Annotated in this window: 15 protein-coding genes; 8 read left to right on the forward strand and 7 right to left on the reverse strand. The window is 66.1% G+C overall.

Annotated features, from left to right (window positions below; translation table 11 throughout):
• Positions 1 to 402 precede the first annotated feature (402 nt).
• Both FOS14_RS00265 and FOS14_RS00270 read right to left on the reverse strand, forming a co-directional pair.
• The gene (locus FOS14_RS00265; RefSeq protein WP_143768593.1) at positions 403 to 1,578 is read right to left on the reverse strand and encodes an amino acid deaminase/aldolase; all 1,176 of its coding nucleotides are present in this window, start codon (positions 1,576 to 1,578) and stop codon (positions 403 to 405) included.
• 20 nt (positions 1,579 to 1,598) lie between these two features.
• Positions 1,599 to 2,237 carry a TetR/AcrR family transcriptional regulator gene (locus tag FOS14_RS00270; protein ID WP_143768260.1) on the reverse strand — a complete coding sequence of 213 codons (639 nt, stop codon included), beginning with the start codon at positions 2,235 to 2,237 and terminating at the stop codon, positions 1,599 to 1,601.
• Positions 2,238 to 2,394: 157 nt separating this feature from the next.
• Here FOS14_RS00270 and FOS14_RS00275 point away from each other — a divergent pair, with 157 nt between their 5' ends.
• Positions 2,395 to 3,153 carry a tyrosine-protein phosphatase gene (locus tag FOS14_RS00275; RefSeq protein ID WP_143768261.1) on the forward strand — a complete coding sequence of 253 codons (759 nt, stop codon included), beginning with the start codon at positions 2,395 to 2,397 and terminating at the stop codon, positions 3,151 to 3,153.
• A 3-nt stretch (positions 3,154 to 3,156) separates the two neighbouring features.
• Here the strand turns inward: FOS14_RS00275 and FOS14_RS00280 are convergent, their stop codons facing one another.
• The 4 genes from FOS14_RS00280 to FOS14_RS00295 all read right to left on the reverse strand — a co-directional run bounded on the left by FOS14_RS00280 (position 3,157) and on the right by FOS14_RS00295 (position 7,427).
• Positions 3,157 to 4,362, reverse strand: a complete 1,206-nt coding sequence (locus FOS14_RS00280; protein WP_143768262.1) for a class I adenylate-forming enzyme family protein — start codon at positions 4,360 to 4,362, stop codon at positions 3,157 to 3,159.
• A gap of 89 nt (positions 4,363 to 4,451) precedes the next feature.
• The gene (locus FOS14_RS00285; protein ID WP_143768263.1) at positions 4,452 to 5,240 is read right to left on the reverse strand and encodes an enoyl-CoA hydratase/isomerase family protein; all 789 of its coding nucleotides are present in this window, start codon (positions 5,238 to 5,240) and stop codon (positions 4,452 to 4,454) included.
• 21 nt (positions 5,241 to 5,261) lie between these two features.
• Positions 5,262 to 6,725: a DHA2 family efflux MFS transporter permease subunit gene (locus FOS14_RS00290; protein WP_143768264.1), complete on the reverse strand. Its 1,464-nt coding sequence runs from the start codon at positions 6,723 to 6,725 to the stop codon at positions 5,262 to 5,264.
• Positions 6,726 to 6,791: 66 nt separating this feature from the next.
• Positions 6,792 to 7,427 carry a PadR family transcriptional regulator gene (locus tag FOS14_RS00295; protein ID WP_143768265.1) on the reverse strand — a complete coding sequence of 212 codons (636 nt, stop codon included), beginning with the start codon at positions 7,425 to 7,427 and terminating at the stop codon, positions 6,792 to 6,794.
• 137 nt (positions 7,428 to 7,564) lie between these two features.
• Between FOS14_RS00295 and FOS14_RS00300 the strand changes: the two genes are divergently transcribed.
• The 7 genes from FOS14_RS00300 (at position 7,565) to FOS14_RS00330 (ending at position 19,702) form a co-directional block, all read left to right on the forward strand.
• Positions 7,565 to 8,590 (forward strand): glutathione S-transferase family protein, encoded by a 1,026-nt coding sequence (locus tag FOS14_RS00300; protein ID WP_255449936.1) that lies wholly within the window; start codon positions 7,565 to 7,567, stop codon positions 8,588 to 8,590.
• A 77-nt stretch (positions 8,591 to 8,667) separates the two neighbouring features.
• The gene (locus FOS14_RS00305) at positions 8,668 to 9,375 is read left to right on the forward strand and encodes a hypothetical protein (protein WP_143768267.1); all 708 of its coding nucleotides are present in this window, start codon (positions 8,668 to 8,670) and stop codon (positions 9,373 to 9,375) included.
• Between the two features lie 36 nt (positions 9,376 to 9,411).
• The gene (locus FOS14_RS00310; RefSeq protein ID WP_143768268.1) at positions 9,412 to 10,353 is read left to right on the forward strand and encodes an ABC transporter ATP-binding protein; all 942 of its coding nucleotides are present in this window, start codon (positions 9,412 to 9,414) and stop codon (positions 10,351 to 10,353) included.
• On the forward strand, positions 10,350 to 11,123 hold the full coding sequence (locus tag FOS14_RS00315) for an ABC transporter permease (protein ID WP_143768269.1): 774 nt from the start codon (positions 10,350 to 10,352) through the stop codon (positions 11,121 to 11,123). The genes FOS14_RS00310 and FOS14_RS00315 overlap by 4 nt, the downstream gene beginning before the upstream one ends.
• Positions 11,124 to 11,177: 54 nt before the next feature.
• Entirely contained in the window at positions 11,178 to 14,957 is a 3,780-nt protein-coding gene (locus FOS14_RS00320) for an ABC transporter ATP-binding protein (RefSeq protein ID WP_143768270.1), read from the forward strand.
• A gap of 281 nt (positions 14,958 to 15,238) precedes the next feature.
• Positions 15,239 to 18,982: a multifunctional oxoglutarate decarboxylase/oxoglutarate dehydrogenase thiamine pyrophosphate-binding subunit/dihydrolipoyllysine-residue succinyltransferase subunit gene (locus FOS14_RS00325; protein ID WP_370512142.1), complete on the forward strand. Its 3,744-nt coding sequence runs from the start codon at positions 15,239 to 15,241 to the stop codon at positions 18,980 to 18,982.
• 6 nt (positions 18,983 to 18,988) lie between these two features.
• Entirely contained in the window at positions 18,989 to 19,702 is a 714-nt protein-coding gene (locus FOS14_RS00330; protein ID WP_143768594.1) for an AAA family ATPase, read from the forward strand.
• Positions 19,703 to 19,789: 87 nt separating this feature from the next.
• Here FOS14_RS00330 and FOS14_RS00335 read toward each other — a convergent pair whose 3' ends face one another.
• The gene (locus FOS14_RS00335; RefSeq protein ID WP_143768272.1) at positions 19,790 to 20,392 is read right to left on the reverse strand and encodes a TetR/AcrR family transcriptional regulator; all 603 of its coding nucleotides are present in this window, start codon (positions 20,390 to 20,392) and stop codon (positions 19,790 to 19,792) included.
• Between the last annotated feature and the right edge of the window lie 16 nt (positions 20,393 to 20,408).

Below are 20,408 nucleotides of genomic sequence, written 5' to 3' on the forward strand. Positions count from 1 at the left end.
GCATTCGATACATCTCGGCAGCATCGCGAAAAGCAGCACCAAGATTATCGATCACATCTGCATAAGCCTCGAGATGACGGGCAGCTGCAACGGCCTTACGTTCGAACCCCCGTTGCAAGTCTCTGCCCGATTGAAGCGTTCCGAATCCGGACACCTGTGAGAGATTCAGAGCCTGGCTGGCGTGCGCGCGCACCCCTCGTGCGAACTCGTCGCAATGCCGCGCGCACGCCTCGGCCGACTCGGGGTCGACCCGCAGGTCGCCCGCTTCAACCTGGTCTCTCACCCCGAACCCCCGAACGCCATGAACTCTGTTCTCGATGGGTTAGACGGCACCACGCCTCGATCGGTTCCACCTGATCGAAACCGGCGCTGCGCGACGAAGCGCCTATGCGAGATCGACGACTAGCCGAAGCACATGCCTTCGCCCCGATACGTCGGCGCGGCAGTGACCGATCCGTCGGCCTCCACGAGGTGCAGGTGCGTGAAGCGCTCGCATACTTCGCCCGCCTTGGCGTGCCGGAACCACACCCGGTCGCCGACCGAAAGGTCCTCGGCGGCAGACCCGGCGACTGGGGTCTGTACCTCACCGGCGCCCTCGGCGCCGAGGAGCCGTAAACGCTGCGGCCATGCGGGCACCGGCAACCGCGATTTGCCGGCAGCGCCGGAGGCCACGTAACCGCCGCCGAAAACCGTCGCAATTCCAGCCGCGGGACGCCGCACCACACTCGTGGCGAACAACAGCGCCGGCCGCGGCGCGAAGCTGCGGTAATCGTCGAACAACGCGGGCACGAACAAACCCGATCCGGCGGTCACCTCAGTCACGTCGCTGCCCTCGACGCTCACCTCGATCGATCCGCTGCCGCCGCTGTTGACGATCGCGAGGTCGCCGACAACATCGCGCACCGCGGCCACGACCGCGCGTCGACGGCCACCGATCTCCCGCGCCGACGCCTTCTTCACCAACACCACCGCCGGATTCGAATCGGGTAGGCCCGCGATTTGTGCTTCGTACGTCATCACCCCGGCGACCGAGCCACCACGCGCAACAACCTGCCGCGCCAGGTCGGCAGCCTGCTCCGGGGTGCGAACCGGAGACCGCCGGGCCCCGAGATGGAGCCGGCCGATCCGCAGCGAGGCGTCCACATCGAGGCACACGCGCGGAACCACGGCTGCGCCGCCCACCGATCGAACGACATCGAGCTGGGCCGGGTCATCGAGCATCAAGGTGATGCGCTCGACCAGCCGGGAATCAGCGGCGTACTCCGCAAGCGCGACACGGTCCACCGTCGGGTAGCCCATCAACACGTCGTCGGCACCCTGACGGACGAGCCAGATGGCCTCGCGCAGGGAGAAGGTCATCAGCCCCCGGAAGCCGTCGCGCCCGCTCAGCTCCGGGCCCAGGACGCGTTGGAGCACCGCTCGACAACGAACGGACTTGCTGGCCACTCGGATCGGCAAACCGGATGCGCGGCGAACCAGATCGGCCGCGTTTGCCTCGACAGTCGTCATATCGACCGCGGCGAACGGCGGATCGAGAGAACGGGTCGCGGCATCCAACCGCGCGACAACCTCGCGGATATCGCCAGTGCCTTGGCGCACTAGGCGGGCACAGCCTTGGCCGCGATGATTCCGGCCAGATCGTCGAGCTGAATGATCATCGTCTCGCTGCTGCGATCAACCAGCCACCGGCCAACGAGACCGTCGAGCAGTGCCTCGCCGAATTGTGCGATCGCCGACACCGGTTCGAGCCAGATCGTGCCGGTCCGGCGGGCGGCCTCTTCGAGAAACGCCGTGGCGAGGGTGTCCATGAGCCGGTACTGCCGAACGGCGGCGCAGTCCTGCGCGTCGCGCGTGAGTTGCCGCCGTAGGGAGTACGCAGTGATTTCGCGCAGCAGGACGTTGCGCTCGGGCGCCGACTCGATGACGGACCAGATCCGGGACAACGCGTTGTGCAACAGGATGCGCAGACCGCGTGATCCGCTTTCATCACCAACTAGGTCGACATCGGCAAAAGCTGCTTGCACCGATTCGCCGATCTCGCGAATCAGCGCTTCGCTCATCGCCTCGAGCAGCGAGTCCTCGGTCTCGAAGCAGTCCCGAACCGCCTCCGTCGGCAGGCCGGCTTCATGGGCGACGGCATCAGCGGTGGCCGCCTCGACGCCGTCCCGGCCCGCAACGGCCACTGCGCATTCAGCGAGCTGCGCGCGGCGCTCGGTGGCAATGGCACTTCCTAACACGATCTCGATGGTAAGTCGGCCGGCGGGTTCAGTTGTACGAGTCCCCACCGATAGTTGGGTACATGGATAAATCGTGAGGAAATTGCGACAAGATTGCTGGCGTAGTTATCGCGACGTTGCGCGCGGCCGCGAGATCCGTCCTCCGTAGTCTGGATGCGTGACTGGAGTGGATGAGGATCAGTTCCAGCTCAGCGGTGCATGGAACTTCCGCGATGTCGGTGGGTTGCGTACTGCAGACGGTCGCGCGGTACGTCCGCGAATCCTGCTCCGGTCGTCGCAGCTGGCCGGCCTCGACGACGCGGGTCGTGAGCGCCTGCTCGAGCTAGGCGTCACCGATGTGTTCGACCTGCGCAGTTATGGCGAAGCTGAACGGGCCGGCGCCGACCAGCTTCCACCCGGCGTCCGGCTGCACGCCACGCCATTCTTTCCGCCCCGGACCGACACCGAAACGGCCCCGCATGAGGCGCACGAACTCACCGCAGAACGCGCCCGGTCCTACATGCTCGCGGAATATCCTCGCTTCGTCGCGTCCGACGGTGCCCGCACGGCGATCATCGAAACGACAAGGGCCATAACCGAGTACGACGGCGTCGCACTGGTCCACTGCGCCGCCGGAAAAGACCGAACCGGCTGGTTGATCGCCACGCTGCTGCGCGCGATTGGCGTGACGGACGACGACATCGTTGCCGACTTCCTCCGGAGCAACGACGCCATTGAACCGCTCAAAGCGATGCTCGCGGCGAAGTTCGGCGAGCCGGTGCATGGCTTCGATGAAATGTTGGGTGTTCGCGCGGAGTATCTGGAATCCGCGATGAAGGCCGTCGACGAGTTGTACGGCTCGTTCGGCGACTACCTGACCGCTATCGGCATCAACGAAACGGTGCTGGCCAGATTACGCGACCGCCTGCTGGCCTAAGCCTTACTGGGCGAGTAACCGGACGAAACCATCCGAATCGATCCGCACCTGGTCTCCGGTGTGAAACCACTGGCCTGTGAACTGCGCGGCTGTGGCGACCGGGTCACGCCAGTACCCGCGCATGACGTTCGGGCCCCGGCACAGCAGCTCCCCGACACCGGCGTCCGCCTCCGGGCCCCAGAGAGCGACTTCCGTCGCGCCGAAGGCTGCGCCGACACAGCCGGGGTGGGTGGAGGCGGCGTCTTCGGGCATCGTCAACGCGACGCCGCTCGTCTCGGTTGCGCCCCACCAGGACCACTGCGCGGCAGCTGGGAAGGCAGACCGCAGCGCCGCCGAAACCTGATCTGTCAGTGCTCCACCGGCACAGCAAATTCGCCGCATTCCGTCGTGCACGAGGCCGGAAAGCACCCGGCCCGCCGCGAGCAGGCCGTAGGTGGCGGGACCCGCGGTGAGGACATCGATCTCTTCATCCTCGACGATCGCGCGCACATCGCCGGCCTCGATACCGGACCCGACAAAGACCGTTCCACCGACGGCCAAGGTGGGCAGAAACTGATCGACGCAGCCGGTCGCGTGGGCCAGTGGCAGCAATACGAGGTTCTTGACGCCGTCGGTTGGTAGGCGTTCGGCGGCGATCACGGATTCGATTGCGGAGAGCAGGTTTTCGTTGCTCAGCTCCACGCCCTTCGGTTTGGCGCCGAGACCGCGGGTGTAGCACAGCAGGGCGACCTCACCGAGGCTTGCGCCGTCATCTATGAACGCCGGGCCGATGGGCAGTTCGCCGTCGAGCAGGAAGTCGATGGCGCTGTCGGCAAGCATGTGCGCGACCTCCGCAGGCCCGGCCGCACAGTTGATCGGTACCGGCACTGCGCCACTCAGCAGGGCGCCGAGGAACGCCTGAGCCCAGCGGATGCCGTTCGGCAGCGCAATCCCGACCCGATCGCCGTAGCCGATGCCGCGATTTCCCAAGCCGCCCGCGACTCGCGACGCGCTCGTCCACAACTCGCGGTAGCTGATCCGTTGCGTCGGCCGCCCAGCGGCACCGACTTCGACGACCGCATCGCGTTGCGCATAGCGGTGCACGCGCAGGTCGAGCAGTTCAGTCAGACACGGCGTCAGATCGCCGTAGTGCAGCAAACCATCGGGTTGACGAGCAGGTTCAGCTCCCCCAGACGTGACACCAGGGAACTCGACAAGCGTTCTCGGCATCGAACCTCCGACCGACGGGCACTCACTGTCCGAATCGACTATATGACCTTCGTCACACAGATGCTCGGGTGTCGTCCCCGCGCGCCGCGTCACCTGCCTTGATACGCGGCCTTTCCAGGTCCGACGTCGAGGAAGCTGCGCACCGCGCCCTGCAGGTCGGCCGTGCCGAAGAGCGCGCCGGACACGTCCGGTGTCACCGAGTCGGCGTGCGCTATGCCGCCCGAACGCCACGCCGCGACGATCTGCTTGGTCGCGTGATGCGCGCGGGTAGGTCCGTCAGCCAGCGTTGCGGTCAACGACCGCGCCGCCGCGTCGACATCGTCGTGAACGGCGTTGACCACTCCCCACTCGGCCATGGTCGCCGCGTCGTAGAGGCCTGCGGTCATGACCAGTTCGCGGGCCCGGCCGGACCCCGCTCGTTCGGCGAGGCGCTGTGGGCCACCCATCGAGGGCGTCAGACCGACCACAGTCTCGACCAGCCCGAACTTCGCTTTCGGCCCGGCCACGATGATGTCGCACGCCAAGGCGATTTCGAACGCCGCGGTGAGCGTCAACCCGTGTGCCGCGTACACAACCGGACACGGCAACTGCTCGATCGGATGGACGATCGCGTCGAACAGTCGCCGCCACAGGTCGGCGCCTTGCTCGGGGGTGAGCCCGTCGAATAGGTGCACGTCGACGCCACCCGAGTTCATCTTGCCCTCCGCGCGCAGCAAAACCGCCCTGGGCGGGTCCGCGGCGAGCGCCGCAACGTTCTCGATCAGCGAATCCAGCAACGGCTGATCGAAGAGGTTGAGCGGCGGGTTGTCGAAGGTCAGGACGCCAATGGCGGCGCCGGCGTCGGTGCTGAGTCGTTCCAGGCGGGTTGGGCTGCTCATTCCGAGCACACTATTACCCCGTCAAGCGACGACCTCGGCAGGAGCCGCGGCGGCCTGTCGTGCCGCCTTGTCTTTGGCGTGGCGGGCAAAGAGCGCGGACGCGCAACACCCAACGACCAGGATGGCTGCCGGGAGCAGCATCGACTCCGCCAGTGCGCTGCTGAATGGATGCACGACGAAGGCCGGTAGCGCGCCCGAGTTCTGGTTTGTGGACGAGTGCAATCCGTTGGCTGACATCCGCGCGGTAATGAGCGCACTGATCGCTGCGCTGCCGAGAACCGAGCCGACCTGACGGGTTGTGTTGTAGATGCCCGAACCGGCACCGGCCTGGTCCAGCGGCAGATCATGGGTCGCCGTCGCCGACAACGGAGCCCAGATGCAGGCCATTGAGATGCCTAGCAGAATGATGGGGAACATCATCGTCCAGATCGGCGCGTCCGGGTGCATCCGTTCGGCCAGCCAGGCGATTGCAATGGCCGCCATCGCGAAACCGATGGTCGGGATGACGCGCGGATGCGCCTTGTCGACCCAGCGCCCGACAATAGGAGCGAGCACGCCGCTGAAAACCGCGGTCGGCGCGAAGACCAAAGCCGACTTGGTCGGGCTCAGATCACGAACCGCCTCGAGATAGAAGAACGCGGGCAGCATCAGTGACGTCATCGCTGCGCCCATCGCAGTGATGCCGACGTTGGAGAGCGCGAAGTTGCGAATCTTGAACAACGCCAACGGAACCAGCGGCTCCCCAATGTCCCGGGACTGGTAGTAGATGAAGCCGGCAAGGACCAGCAAGCCGGCGATGATCATCGCCCAGATCCAGGCGTCCCAGTTGTGGTCGTTGCCCTCCTGCAGACCGAAGACGAGCAGGAACATGCCCACGGCGCTCAGGCCGACACCGACCAGGTCGAACTTGTGCTCGTGCGTCGGCAGGTCCGGCACGAACCGCAGCGCGAGCGCGAACGCCACCACGCCGATCGGAACGTTGATGAAGAAAATCCACTGCCAGCCGAGCCCGTCGACAAGGAGGCCACCGGCGATCGGGCCGACCAGGGAGGCAACGCCGGCGACGGACCCCCAGGCGCCCATGGCCGCGCCACGCCGCTCCGGCGGGAAGATGCGGGTGATCACCGACATCGTTTGCGGCGTCAGCATCGCGGCGCCGAGCCCCTGCACGACCCGCGCGCCGATCAGCATCTCGATGCTCGTCGACAGGCCGCACCACAGCGAAGAAACCGTGAACAGCGCAAGGCCGGTGAGATAGAGGATCTTGGGCCCGTAGCGGTCGCCCAGGCGGCCAGTGATGAGCAACGGCACGGCGTAGGCCAGCAGGTAAGCGCTGGTCACCCAGATGACGTTGGAGATGTCGGTGTGCAGGTCATCCATGATCGCCGGGTTGGCCACCGCCACGATGGTCATGTCCAGCAAGATCATGAAGAAGCCCAGACATAGCGTCCACAGCGCTACCCACGGACTGCGTTGAGTTTCCACGGAAGTCTTTCCTTACTGTTTGGGCACCGTGACCGAGGGTCACTGTTTGGGCACCGTGACCGAGGGTCACCGTTTGGGCACTGACGCCGGAGTGTCGGCCGGCGGGAAGGCGGTCCAGCGCAGGGCGCCGCTGCTTATCTGCGCGGACAATTCGGTGATCCAGCGCAACTCGGTGCGCAGCATCTCGGTCTGATAGCCGACCGTGAGCCAGTACATGCGCGGAACTTCATGCTCTTCCGCGTACTTCTTCATCACCTGCAGTTCGATGAGTTGGCGATCCAAAGCCTCCGAACGCTCGGCGAGCAGTTTGACGACCAAGTCGGCTTCGAGGTTGTGCGCCTCAGCGATGCCGACGGGGAAAATCGGGAACTCCGCCGCCGGCGCCCGCAATATGTCGATGATTCGGTCGTTGAATGCCTTGCGGCCAGTCGAAGTGACCTCGTAGACGGTGCGTTCCGGGCGGTTGCCGGCCCGATCGGTGCCGACTGCGCGGACAAGATCGCGCTCGGCGAGCCGGTCCACTGTGTGATACAGCGAGCCCGGGCGCACCTTGACCAGCCGGTCTTCCCGGCGCGTGATGAGCCACTGGTACATCTCGTATGGATGCATAGCTCGCTCCAGGAGTAATCCGATGATGGCGAGGCCAAGTGGGGTCAGCGTGTTGCCCGCGCTCGTCCGACGAGGGCCCTCCGCTGCCGCCATACAACTCACCTCCTGCCGGATGACGCTACGACTGCCCACCGACAAGTTCGGCAATTACTCCATGCGGAATATACCGCACCGGCTAACTGACGCGCCAGACGGATTTCGACATCCCGTGGATGGGTACCTCCACTGGCGTGACGGACAACGAAGGTTCGGAAGATTACGTCCAGCCGGGCAGCTTCAAACGCGATACCAACTACATCGCGACCCGAATCACCGCCGAGGGGCGCGACGGGTATCCGGTGGAGTCCGGACGCTACCGCCTGGTCGCGGCTCGCGCGTGTCCGTGGGCCAACCGGGCGATCATCGTCCGCCGACTGTTGGGACTCGAAAGCGCGCTCTCCATGGGGCTGTGCGCACCCACTCACGACAAGCTGAGCTGGAATTTCGACCTTGACCCCGGCGGCGTCGATCCGGTCCTGAAGATCCATCGGTTGCGCGAGTCCTACCTCGCCCGCTTCCCTGACTATTCGCGCGGCATCACGGTTCCAGCGATCGTCGACATTCCCAGCGGAGCGGTGGTCACCAACGACTACCCTCAAATCACCCTCGACTTCTCCACCGAGTGGAGCGCGTATCACCGCGGCGGCGCGCCCGACCTGTACCCGGAGAAACTCCGCGACGAGATCGACGAGGTCGCCCAACTCGTCTTCACCGACGTCAACAACGGCGTGTACAAATGCGGGTTCGCAGGCTCGCAACGCGCGTACGAGCGCGCCTACGACGCCCTGTTCGCCCGCCTGGACTGGTTGTCGGAGCGGCTCGCCAGCCAGCGCTACCTGGTTGGCGACACAATCACCGAAGCCGACGTCCGACTGTTCACAACCCTGGCGCGCTTCGACGCCGTCTACCACGGCCACTTCAAGTGCAACCGCAACAAGCTCACCGAGATGCCGGTGCTGTGGGCATATGCGCGTGATCTCTTCCAGACACCCGGATTCGGCGACACGATCGACTTCGTACAAATCAAGCAGCACTACTACCTGGTGCACACCGACATCAACCCGAACGGCATCGTCCCCAAGGGTCCTGACCTGTCGGGTTGGCTCACTCCGCACGGCCGCGAAGACCTCGGCGGCAGGCCCTTCGGCGACGGCACGCCACCCGCGGCGCCTCCCGTCGACGAACAGGTCGAGGCCAGCCACACAGCGGCGGCGTGAGGAGTGACCGGAACAAATCGGTGCACACCGTTCGTTGGACTGATGTTCAGCGCACGACCTTTCGAAAGGCGGCAGTCATGGCCGGTCGGCTCGAATACACCGTGGTGTCCCTGTTGGACAACGGCAGCAAACTGCAAGGCCCAGCGGTCGCGCGATACGTCGACCGGATTCGTCGGGCGCACCCTGATGAGACGCCCGCGCAGATCATCGAACGACTCGAAAAGACCTATCTCACTGCGGTGACGGGCAGTGGCAGCGCGGTCGGCGCCGCAGCCGCCGTGCCAACCATCGGGACCGTGACCTCGCTCGCCGCGGCCGGCGCCGAGACTGCTTTCTTCCTGGAGGCCTCCGCACTGCTGACGCTCGCCGTGGCCGCAGTCCACGGCATTTCGCCACACGACAACGAGCAGCGTCGAGCGCTCGTGCTCGCGGTCGCCCTCGGGGATACCGGCATGGAGATCGTCCAGCGCGCCGCCGGCCGGTCGGCGAAGAACTGGGGCGGGCTCGTGATGACCCAGATTCCCGGCTACCAGGGCATGAACCACAAACTGTTGAAGAAGTTCATCACGAAATACGCCGCCAAGCGCGGTGCGTTGGTGTTCGGCAAGGTGCTGCCGGCCGGTATCGGCGCGGTCATCGGCGGCGTCGGCAACCGCGCGCTCGGCCGTGGCGTGATCGACAACGCCCGCAAGGCCTTCGGCCCGGCGCCCACCCACTGGCCGGCTCGCGACATCGTCATCGACACCGATGACTTCACGGTCATCCAAGGCGAACTCCAGCGCTGAGCTGACTTCTCAGCGGCTCGAGGCACACTGTCTCCTATGCCACCGCGCTCTCGGCCGCCTCGCCAACGACGTCCGCGGCTCGAGGCCAGGGAATTGAGCAAGCTGTACGGGACGTTCCCGGCGGTCGACGACGTGTCTTTCGATGTTCCGGTCGGCTCGGTCACCGGGTTGCTCGGCCCGCACGGCGCGGGCAAGAGCACCCTCATCGGAATGTTGCTCGGTCTCGTCCGGCCGAGCTCGGGCAGTGCGTTGGTGGACGGCGCGCCGTTGCGCGAGGCGCCGAACCCGGGCGGCGCTGTCGGAGCGGTCACCTCACCGGCGGCTCTACATCCGAAGCGGACCGTGCGCAATCACGTCGACCTCTACGTCACTGCCCAGAGCCTTTCCGATGACCGCGCGCAGGAAGCGCTCGCTCTGGTCGGACTGACCGCACAGGCCGACCGGTTGGTCGGCACCCTGTCGGTCGGCGAGCAGCAACGAGCGGCGATCGCGGGTGCGCTCGTTGGACACCCGCAATCGCTGGTGATCGACGAGCCGGCACAGGGTTGGGCACCCGACACATCGGCGTGGCTGGCCGGCTTTCTCCCCGGTTTCGCCCGCCGCGGCGGATCGGTTCTGATCGCCAGTCGAAGCTTGCAGCCGGTCGGATCGATGCTGGACCGGATGGTCATCCTCAGCCGCGGTCGGCTTGTCTACAGCGCCTCGACCGCCGCCCTGCGCGCGGCACATCGTGACCGGCTGGTTGTCGCCTCCTCGAACGCGGCGTCGCTGGCACTCGCGCTGGCGGCCGCCGGGGTCACCGACGCGCAGATCAGGCCTGATGGGCGCCTCGGCATCGCCGGCGCAGACACCCAATCAATCGTGGCGATTGCGGGCCGCGCTGGTGTGCAGATCTTCGACATCGCGGGCGAACGCACAGACCTCGAACACGCCTATCTGACGCTCGCGGCCGGCGCGCAAGCGGGGAGACCGTCATGACAACTCTCGTCACCGCCGCGGCGCGAACCGAGTTCCGCAAGGTGATCACCGTGCGGCTGTGGTGGCTGACGCCGATTGTCGCGCTGCTCGTCGGCGCGGCGGCGTCGCTGGTTTATGGATTCACCGACCGCAATGCCGACAACGGTTCTGGCACGGCTGTGCCACTCGGGGCGGCATCGCTCGGCCTGTACGTGGCCGTCGGCGCCGTGGTCGTCCTCGGCGGGTTGTTCGGCGCGGCCACCACTGGAAGCGACGTCCGCTATCGCACGTTGGCGTCGTCGTTTGTGCTACAGCCCCGCCGAGATATCGTGCTCGGCGCGAAGCTCGGTGTTCTCGCCGCGCTTTCCTTGATCGCCGGTGTCATTGTCGAAATAGTCAGCCTGGTCTGCCTTTTCGCCTTCGGCGCGCACGTGACCGCGTGGTCCCGCCTGATCGGGGTGGTGCTCTGCGGCCTGTTTGCGGTGATCTGCTGGACGCTGATCGGCGCGGCGCTCGGGCTGTTGTTCGGCTCGGCGACGGTCGCGGCGTTTGCGCTGGTCGCGTGGTATGCCATCGGTGAGCCCGCATTGGCACTGCTGGCATCAGCGATGGGTGCTCGTCAGGTCGCCTATTGGCTACCCGGACTCTCGACGGTCGCCGCCGTCGGCGCCGGCGGTCTCGACGACGTCGACGGGTTTCTGCCGTGGGCCGGCGGCGCGGTAGTGCTCGCTGTGTGGACCGCCGCCGTGGTCGGCGCGGGGTGGTGGCTGACGAGGCAGCGAGACATCTGAGGCAGCTATCGCGCGGCGAGAACATGTCGGACCGCACGACTACCGTGGCTGTCGATGGTGAGCCTTGTAAACGACACCTCTCAGGTGCACAACTCCGCGGACGCAACCGGCTGGATACGCCGGTTGTGGCAGCAGTGCTGGACGCAACGCACCACGACGGTCGGCGCATTGAGTGCGACAGCAGTCGGCGCGACGATCGAGATCGCCGGCCCGCTGCTGACCAAGTCAGCGGTCGACGCGGCGGGCGCGGGCGCTGTCGGCCGCATCGCACCGATCGCAGTGCTGCTGCTCGTGCTCGCGGTCGTGCGGTTCGGGGCGCAGTTCTCGCGCCGATTTCTGGCTGGAAGATTGTCGCTGGGCGTGCAGCACGATCTGCGGCTGTGCCTGCTCGGCTCGCTGCAGCGCCTCGACGGCCGCGGCCAGGACGAGATACGTACCGGGCAAGTCGTCTCCCGCTCGATCACCGACCTGCAGTTGGTGCAGGGGTTGCTGGCAATGGTGCCGATGTCGGCCGGTGCCCTACTGCAGTTCGTGCTCGCGATAGCCGTCATGACGTACCTGTCGCCACTGCTGACGCTGGTCTCAGTGCTGATCGTGCCGCTGGTCGCGCTGGTGGTGTACGGGATCCGTCCGCGGTTGTTTGCCGCGACCTGGTCGGCTCAGCAGCGCGCTGCGGATCTCGCTCAGCATGTCGAAGAGACCGTCACCGGTGTGCGCGTGGTCAAGGGCTTCGGTCAGGAAGCGCGCGCCGTTGCCCAACTGGAACGCCACGGCCGCAGGCTGTACGCCGAGCGACTGCGAGCCGCCCGGATCAATGCGCGATTCACGCCCAGCATGGCCGCTCTGCCGCAGCTGGGGCTGGTCGGGGTAATTGCGCTCGGTGGCGATCTGGCGATGCACGGCTCGATCAGCATCGGCACGTTCCTCGCGTTCGCCACGTATGTGACGACCATGACGGCAACCACCAGAACGCTGTCGTCGGTGGTGATCATGGCCCAGTTGTCGCGCGCGGCGGTCGAACGCGTCTACGACGTCATCGATGTCGAACCATCCGTTGCGGATCCGGCCGATCCGCTCGAGCTTCCGGATGGTCCACTCGGGGTCCGGATCAGCCAGGTCCAGTTCGGGTTCGCCGCGGATCGCGACGTGCTGAGCGGGCTCGATCTCACGGTCTCCCCTGGCGAAACCGTGGCGATCGTCGGCCCGGCCGGCGCGGGCAAGACCGCCCTGTCGCTGCTGCTCGCGCGGTTCTACGCGCCCGACGCTGGCAAGATCGAGCTCGTCACGCCCCACGGCGAAGCCGTCGACATCGCGGCCGTCCGGGCGAACGATCTGCGCGCGGCGGTGGGCTTGGTGTTCGACGAGCCGTTTCTGTTCTCCGACACCATCGCGGCCAACATCGCGCTCGGCCAACCGGATGCCAGCGCCGAGGAGATTCGCCGGGCGGCCAAGATGGCGGCTGCCGACGACTTCATCGACGCGTTGCCCGACGGCTACGACACGGTGGTGGGCGAACGCGGCCTCACGCTGTCCGGCGGCCAGCGCCAGCGGATCGCGCTAGCCCGAGCGTTGCTCGTGCAGCCGCGACTGCTCATTCTCGACGACGCGACCTCAGCGGTGGACGCGGAAACCGAGGCGTCCATTTTCGATGCGCTCCCGGCCGCGGACGCTCGCACCACGCTGATCCTCGCTCACCGGCGATCAACCCTCGCGTTGGCCGATCGGGTGGCCGTTCTCGATGGCGGCCGGATCGTCGACATCGGATCGGTCGCGGAACTTGACGCCCGCAATGGCTTGTTCCGCCGACTGCTCGCGGGCGCAACTCCGGACACCGCGCCGACCAGTGCAGAACTAGCCACCGCCGAACCGACTGAACGACAGCTCTGGCCACCTCCGGTCGCGGTCGAGCGAGACGGCGCGGCAGTCGATTCGGGTAGCGCGGGCGCCGGCCGCGGCGGTGCACAGATGGCCAGCGCACTCGGCGGCATGGCGGCAACCCCGGAACTGCGTGCCGCTGTGCAGCGTCTTCGACCAGCCACCGAAGAGCCCGGGCTCGACTCCAAGCGGCTTCGTGAACCCGACCCCGACTTCCGCCTGGCCCGGCTGCTGCGCCCGGTCCGCTGGCTGCTCGCCGCGGTCATCGTTTTCCTCGCCGCCGACTCGTTGATCGGGATCGCGTTCCCGTCGATCGTGCGCCACGCGCTCGACAGTGGCGTCGTACCCCACCACCCGTCGGCACTGTGGGCGTCTACCGGGCTCGCGGTCGCGCTGGTAGTGGTCGACTGGCTGATCGTCGCGCAACTCACCGTGATCACCGCGCGAGCCGGTGAGCGGGTGCTCTACGGTTTGCGCGTCCGCAGCTACGCGCACCTCCAGCGACTCGGACTGGACTACTACGAGCGCGAATTGTCCGGTCGCATCATGACCAGGATGACCACCGACGTCGACGCGTTGTCGACGTTCCTGCAAACAGGCATGTCCACGGCCGTCGTCAGCGTTGCGACCCTCGTCGGCATCTCCGTCGCGTTGCTGGTCACCGACGCCGGGCTGGGCCTGGTTGCGCTCGCGGTGCTGCCGCCATTGATCGTGGCGACATTCATCTTCCGCGGATACTCCTCGGCGGCGTATGCCCAGTCCCGCGAACGCATTTCGATAGTGAACGCCGACTTTCAGGAGAACATCTCGGGACTGCGGGCAGCGCAGGCATACCGGCGCGAGGAGTTCGCCGCGCAACGGTTTGCCGAGCGGGCGGAGAGTTATCGACGCAGCCGGATGCGCGCCCAGACCGCGATCTCCATCTACTTCCCGTTCGTTGCCGCACTGTCGGAGATCGCGCTGGCAGCTGTCGTGTTCTTCGGCGCCCGTGAGGTGGCGTCGGGTGCGACAACCGCGGGCACCCTGGTCGCGTTCGTGCTCTACCTCGGACTGTTGTTCGGCCCGATTCAGCAACTGTCGCAGGTTTTCGACGGCTACCAGCAGGCTGCGGTGGGTCTGCGCCGGATCCGTGACCTGCTGCGGACGCCGAGTTCCATCGAAACACGGCCCGACGACGACGCCGATCCGATCGTCGGCCACCTGCGTGGCGACGTCTGTCTGGACCGGTTGACGTTCCGTTATCAAGGGGCGCCGACCGACGCGCTCGGCGATGTCACCCTGAGCATTCCGGCCGGCTCGACTGTCGCGCTGGTCGGCCGGACGGGGGCCGGTAAGTCGACGGTCGTCAAGCTGCTGGCTCGCTTCTACGACCCGACCTCCGGCGCGGTCCGCGTGGACGGTGTGGACCTGCGCCAGTACCGGCTGCGGGACTATCGTCGCCGGCTCGGTGTGGTGCCACAGGAGGCGCACCTGTTCACCGGCGACGTGGCCAGCAACATCGCCTACGGCAAGCCGGGCGCGACGCAGGCCGAAATCGAGGCGGCCGCGCGCGCGGTCGGTGCATTGGGAGCGATCGCCGCACTCCCTGCCGGTATGCGCCAACCGGTCGGTGAGCGAGGGCAGGGCCTTTCTGCCGGCCAACGCCAGCTGATCGCGCTCGCCCGCGCCGAACTGGTCGATCCGGACCTGCTGCTGCTGGACGAAGCGACGGCCACCCTGGACCCGGGTACCGAGCGGACCGTGCTCGAGGCCAGCCGCGCACTGACTCGGCGCCGCACCGCGATAGTCGTTGCGCACCGGCTCGGCACGGCGGCCCAAGCGGACCTCATCGTCGTGGTTTCGCAGGGGCGCATCGTGGAAACCGGCCCGCATGCAACGCTGCTCGCCGCCGACGGCGCCTATGCGTCGCTGTGGCGATCTGCACAGGGCCGTGGCGGGAATATTCTCGACTCCGAATAGGTCGTGGTAAATGATCTGCAAACGACGCCGCACAGCGTCAGCCGGGCTAGCCAGGGCAGGAGTGAGGAGAACATGCGCGCCGCCAAGACGAGGGGGCTAGCCTCAGTGGTACACCTTCTCCAACAGCACAAAATGCCGCACCAGGTCTCGACACGGACGACGGCCTACCGACAAGACGCCGGAGACCGCCGAGACCGCCGGTTCCAGAAAGAAAGAGGCGAGCACCTGCCGTGAGCAGCTCCACTTCCCAGTTCGGGCAGAACCAATGGCTGGTCGACGAGATGTACCAGCGGTTCAAGGAAGATCCCTCCTCCGTCGATGAGAGCTGGCACGAGTTCCTCACCGATTACCACCCCGAGGCTGGGACGGAGGCCAACGGACGGCCCGCCCGTGAATCGGCGCCGGCAAAGTCAGCGGAATCGACGGACCGCAAGCCTGCAGCCGAGTCGAAGCCGGCGGCCGAGAAGCCGGCGGCCGAGAAGCCCGCGGCGAAGAAGCCTGACGCGAAGAAGCCTGAGGCCGCGACGGCCACGAAGGAAGAGTCCGCGAAACAGTCCGCGCCGCAACGGTCGTCGAGCGACAAGAGCCCGCAGACCACCCCGGCCCGGACCTCCAACGCGGCGGAGGCCAAGTCCGGCAACGGCAAGTCCGCCCAGCAGACCGACGAGACCAAGGTGCTGCGCGGTGCGGCCGCGGCAGTCGCCAAGAACATGTCGGCGTCGCTGACCATCCCCACCGCCACAAGCGTGCGGGCCATCCCAGCGAAGCTGATGATCGACAACCGCGTCGTCATCAACAACCACCTCGCCCGCACCCGCGGCGGCAAGGTCAGCTTCACCCACATGCTCGGTTACGCGATCGTGCAGGCGGTCAAGAAGTTCCCGAACATGAACCGCCACTTCGCCGAGATCGACGGTAAGCCCAACGCCGTCACGCCGGCGCACACCAACTTGGGTTTGGCCATCGACCTGCCCGGCAAGGACGGTAACCGCTCGCTGGTCGTCGCGGCGATCAAGGAATGCGAGGACATGAGCTTCTCGCAGTTCCACACCGCCTACGAGGACGTCGTCCGCCGCGCGCGCGACGGCAAGCTCACCACCGAGGACTTCACCGGCGTCACCATCTCGCTGACTAACCCGGGCACCATCGGCACGGTGCATTCGGTGCCGCGCCTCATGCCCGGCCAGGGCGCGATCATCGGCGCCGGCGCGATGGAGTACCCCGCCGAGTTCCAGGGCGCCAGCGATGAGCGGATCGCCGAGATGGCCGTCGGCAAATTGATGACGCTCACCTCCACCTACGACCACCGCATCATCCAGGGCGCGGAGTCCGGCGACTTCCTGCGCACCATTCACACGCTGCTGATCTCCGACGAATTTTTCGACGAGATTTTCCACGCCCTCAACATCCCCTACGAGCCGGTCCGCTGGCGTAAGGATGTCCGCGAACGCGGCGTCGACAAGAGCACCCGGGTGCTGGAACTGATTGCGGCATACCGTAACCGCGGCCACCTGATGGCTGACTCGGACCCGCTACGGCTGGTCAAGGACAAGTTCCGCAGCCACCCGGACCTCGACGTCACCACGCACGGCCTCACCCTGTGGGACCTCGACCGCGAATTCAACGTGGGCGGCTTCCACGGCGAAGAGCGGATGAAGCTGCGCGAGGTGCTGTCCATCCTGCGCGACTCGTACTGCCGCCACGTCGGTGTCGAGTACATGCACATCCTGGAGCCGGAGCAGCTGCGCTGGATTCAGGACCGGGTCGAGCAGAAGCACGTCAAACCGACTGTCGCGCAACAGAAGTACATCCTCAGCAAGTTGAATGCCGCGGAGGCATTCGAGACGTTCCTGCAGACCAAGTACGTCGGTCAGAAGCGCTTCTCGCTCGAGGGCGCCGAAGCCGTTATCCCGATGATGGACTCGGTGATCGACCAGTCCGCCGAGCACGCGCTCGACGAGGTCGTCATCGGCATGCCGCACCGCGGCCGGCTCAACGTGCTGGCCAACATCGTCGGCAAGCCGTACTCGAAGATCTTCACCGAGTTCGAGGGCAACATGAACCCGGCCGCCACGCACGGCTCGGGCGACGTGAAATACCACCTCGGCGCCAGCGGCAACTACATCCAGATGTTCGGCGACAACGACATCACCGTCTCGCTGACCGCGAACCCCTCCCACCTCGAGGCTGTCGACCCGGTGCTCGAGGGACTGGTCCGCGCCAAGCAAGACCTGCTGGACAAGGGCGATGGCCCGAGCGGGTTCTCGGTGCTGCCGTTGATGCTGCACGGTGACGCCGCATTCGCCGGCCAGGGCGTGGTGGCGGAAACGCTGAACATGTCCGAGCTGCGCGGCTACCGCGTGGGCGGCACCATCCACATCGTCGTGAACAACCAGGTGGGCTTCACCACGTCGCCGGAGAACTCGCGGTCCAGCGAGTACTGCACCGACGTGGCCAAGATGATCGGTGCGCCGATCTTCCACGTCAACGGCGACGACCCGGAGGCCTGCGAGTGGGTGGCGCGGCTGGCGGTCGACTTCCGCCAGCGCTTCCACAAGGACGTGGTGATCGACTTCATCTGCTACCGCCGCCGCGGCCACAACGAGGGCGACGATCCGTCGATGACCCAGCCGTACATGTACGACGTCATCGACACCAAGCGCAGCGTCCGCAAGAGCTACACCGAAAGCCTGATCGGTCGTGGTGACATCTCGCTGAAGGAAGCCGAAGACGCGCTACGCGACTATCAGGGCCAACTCGAACGCGTCTTCAACGAGGTTCGCGAGCTCGAGAAGTACCGGCCGGAGCCGAGCGAATCGGTGGAGATGGATCAGCCCATTCCCACGAAACTCGTCACCGCCGTCGACAAGTCGGTCCTGCACCGAATCGGTGACGCCTTCGTCAACGTGCCTGACGGGTTCACGGTGCACCCGCGCGTCAAGCCGGTGCTCGAGCGCCGCCGCGAGATGGCGTACGAGGGCAAGATCGACTGGGCCTTCGCCGAGTTGCTGGCCTTCGGCACGCTGCTCGACGAGGGCAAGGCGGTCCGGCTCACTGGCCAGGACAGCCGCCGCGGCACCTTCAGCCAGCGGCACTCGGTGATCATCGACCGCAAGACCGCGGCCGAGTACACCCCGCTGCACAACATCGGCGCCAAAGGCCGCTTCGCGGTTCATGATTCGGCGTTGAGCGAGTTCGCTGCGGTCGGCTTCGAGTACGGCTATTCACTGGGCAACCCGGACGCGTTGGTGTTGTGGGAGGCGCAGTTCGGTGACTTCGTCAATGGTGCGCAGTCCATCATCGACGAGTTCATCTCCTCCGGCGAGGCCAAGTGGGGCCAGCTGTCAGAGGTCGTGATGCTGCTGCCGCACGGCCACGAGGGCCAGGGCCCCGACCACACCTCCGGCCGCATCGAACGCTGGTTGCAGTTGTGTGCAGAAGGGTCGATGACGGTGGCCCTGCCATCGACGCCAGCCAACTACTTCCACCTGCTGCGCCGGCACGCCAAGGACGGCATCCGCCGGCCGCTGGTGGTGTTCACGCCCAAGTCGATGCTGCGCAACAAGCAGGCGGTGAGCAATCTCGAAGACTTCACCGACGGCAAGTTCCACTCGGTCTTCGACGAGCCCACCTATGAAACCGGCGACGGTGACCGCAGCAAGGTCAAGCGGATCCTGCTGACCAGCGGCAAGCTCTACTACGAGCTGCTCGCACGTAAGCACAAGGACAACCGCGACGATGTGGCGATCGTCCGCATCGAGCAGCTGTACCCGATCCCGCGGTACCGGCTGAACGAAGCGCTCGACGGCTATCCGAACGCGACCGATTTCCGCTGGGTGCAGGAGGAGCCGGCAAACCAGGGCGCCTGGCCGTTCTTCGGGCTTTACCTGCCCGAGTACTGCCCCGAGTACCTGTCGAACATCCGGCGGATCTCGCGTCGCCCGATGTCGGCGCCGTCGTCGGGTTCGAGCAAGGTGCACGGCGTCGAGCAGCAGGAGATCATCGACGAGGCCTTCTCAGACTGAAAGGTGCTGCCTGATCTGCCCCTCGCCCGGGTCGAGTTGCGTCCACGCGCGCACTTCGACCCGGGCGCTTGGTATTTCGACGTGCCCGTCATCGCCGAACTACGTGATGACGGTATCGATTTCGAAGCACCGGTAACCGTCATCGTCGGCGAGAACGGCGCCGGCAAGTCCACGCTCATCGAGGCCGTCGCGCACGCGTGGTCGTGGGATTTGTACGGCGCCGACCAAATGTGGTCCGCGCCGGGCGGCGCCGAGGACAGCGATCTGGGCTGGCACCTGGCCTGCCTCGGCGCACGGCCGAAGCCGATCGGCGGCTGCTTCCTGCGCGCCGAGTCGATGCACCAACTTTTCAGCCGCACCGACGCACACCGCGCACGAAATACCGACCAAGCATTCAACGAGCTCTCGCACGGGCAATCGTTTCTGCGCTACGTCGCCGAGCGACCGATCGGCGCCGGACTGTGGTTGCTCGACGAGCCCGAAGCGGCGTTGAGCTTTCAGTCGTGCCTGGCGTTGTTGGGCGTGGTCAACGACCTGGCGGCCGAGGGATCGCAGGTGATCATGGCCACCCACTCACCCCTGCTCGCGGCCGTGCGAGGCGCAGAGATTTGGGAACTGACCGACCACGGCATCGAGTACCGGCAATGGGACGAGCTCGAGTTGGTCCGCAACTGGCGCACGTTCCTCGACGCCCCCGACCGGTATCTGCGCCACCTTTAACTGCCCCACTTCTTCGCGAGCACGAACAAATGGTCGCTGGACAGGCAGTTTTTCCGACCAAATCGTCGTGATCAGCGCGAAAAGTGCTCAGCTCGGCAACGGCTCGAGCCCGGGAATCCCTGCGACGCCCGGCAGTGCGCGTACGTTGAGTTCGATCAACTCGTCACGGGTGATAGTGGGCTCGCGTAGCCAACTGATGGTCGTTTCCTCCACGAAAGCGATCCAGCCGCGAACCGCGAGACGAATCTTCGGGTCATCCAGATACGGCTCGAAAATCGGGCTGCCGAGCACCAGGGTGTTCGCGATTTTGGCACGGTTGCCTTCGAAGATTTCGATCATCTCGGGGTCGGCGCTGGCCGGGCCGCGCAGCAGCGCGATGTAGAAGTTGCGGTTCTCGGTGACGAAGTCGACGTATCGGCTCATCCCGTCGCGCAGGCGGGCTATGGGATCGGTGAGCTCGTCGTCCGGCGTGATGCGGTCGTACAGCTGCTCGTTGCCGTGCCGAACGATCTCGATGTGAAAGTCGCGCTTCGACGGAAAGTAGTGGAAGAGCAGGCCTCGGGAAATACCGGCGAGCTTGGCAATTTCACCGACCGAGATCTGCTCGAGCGCGCGACTGGTGAGTAGCTTGACGCCCAGCTCGATGAGCTGGTCACGCCGTTCGGTTGGATTCAGTCGCACTCGTACCATGTGATCAGCATAACCA

It is taken from the genome of Skermania sp. ID1734 (genome assembly GCF_007489285.1).
In the GTDB taxonomy this organism is placed as follows: Bacteria; Actinomycetota; Actinomycetes; order Mycobacteriales; family Mycobacteriaceae; genus ID1734.

Bases quoted from the DNA above. Each gene is read 5' to 3' on its own strand.
- FOS14_RS00280 (WP_143768262.1), bottom strand. From the start codon at position 4,362: ATGCCGAGAACGCTTGTCGAGTTCCCTGGTGTCACGTCTGGGGGAGCT.
- FOS14_RS00285 (WP_143768263.1), bottom strand. From the start codon at position 5,240: ATGAGCAGCCCAACCCGCCTGGAACGACTCAGCACCGACGCCGGCGCC.
- FOS14_RS00295 (WP_143768265.1), bottom strand. From the start codon at position 7,427: ATGGCGGCAGCGGAGGGCCCTCGTCGGACGAGCGCGGGCAACACGCTG.
- FOS14_RS00305 (WP_143768267.1), top strand. From the start codon at position 8,668: ATGGCCGGTCGGCTCGAATACACCGTGGTGTCCCTGTTGGACAACGGC.
- FOS14_RS00310 (WP_143768268.1), top strand. From the start codon at position 9,412: ATGCCACCGCGCTCTCGGCCGCCTCGCCAACGACGTCCGCGGCTCGAG.
- FOS14_RS00315 (WP_143768269.1), top strand. From the start codon at position 10,350: ATGACAACTCTCGTCACCGCCGCGGCGCGAACCGAGTTCCGCAAGGTG.
- FOS14_RS00320 (WP_143768270.1), top strand. From the start codon at position 11,178: ATGGTGAGCCTTGTAAACGACACCTCTCAGGTGCACAACTCCGCGGAC.
- FOS14_RS00325 (WP_370512142.1), top strand. From the start codon at position 15,239: ATGTACCAGCGGTTCAAGGAAGATCCCTCCTCCGTCGATGAGAGCTGG.
- FOS14_RS00335 (WP_143768272.1), bottom strand. From the start codon at position 20,392: ATGGTACGAGTGCGACTGAATCCAACCGAACGGCGTGACCAGCTCATC.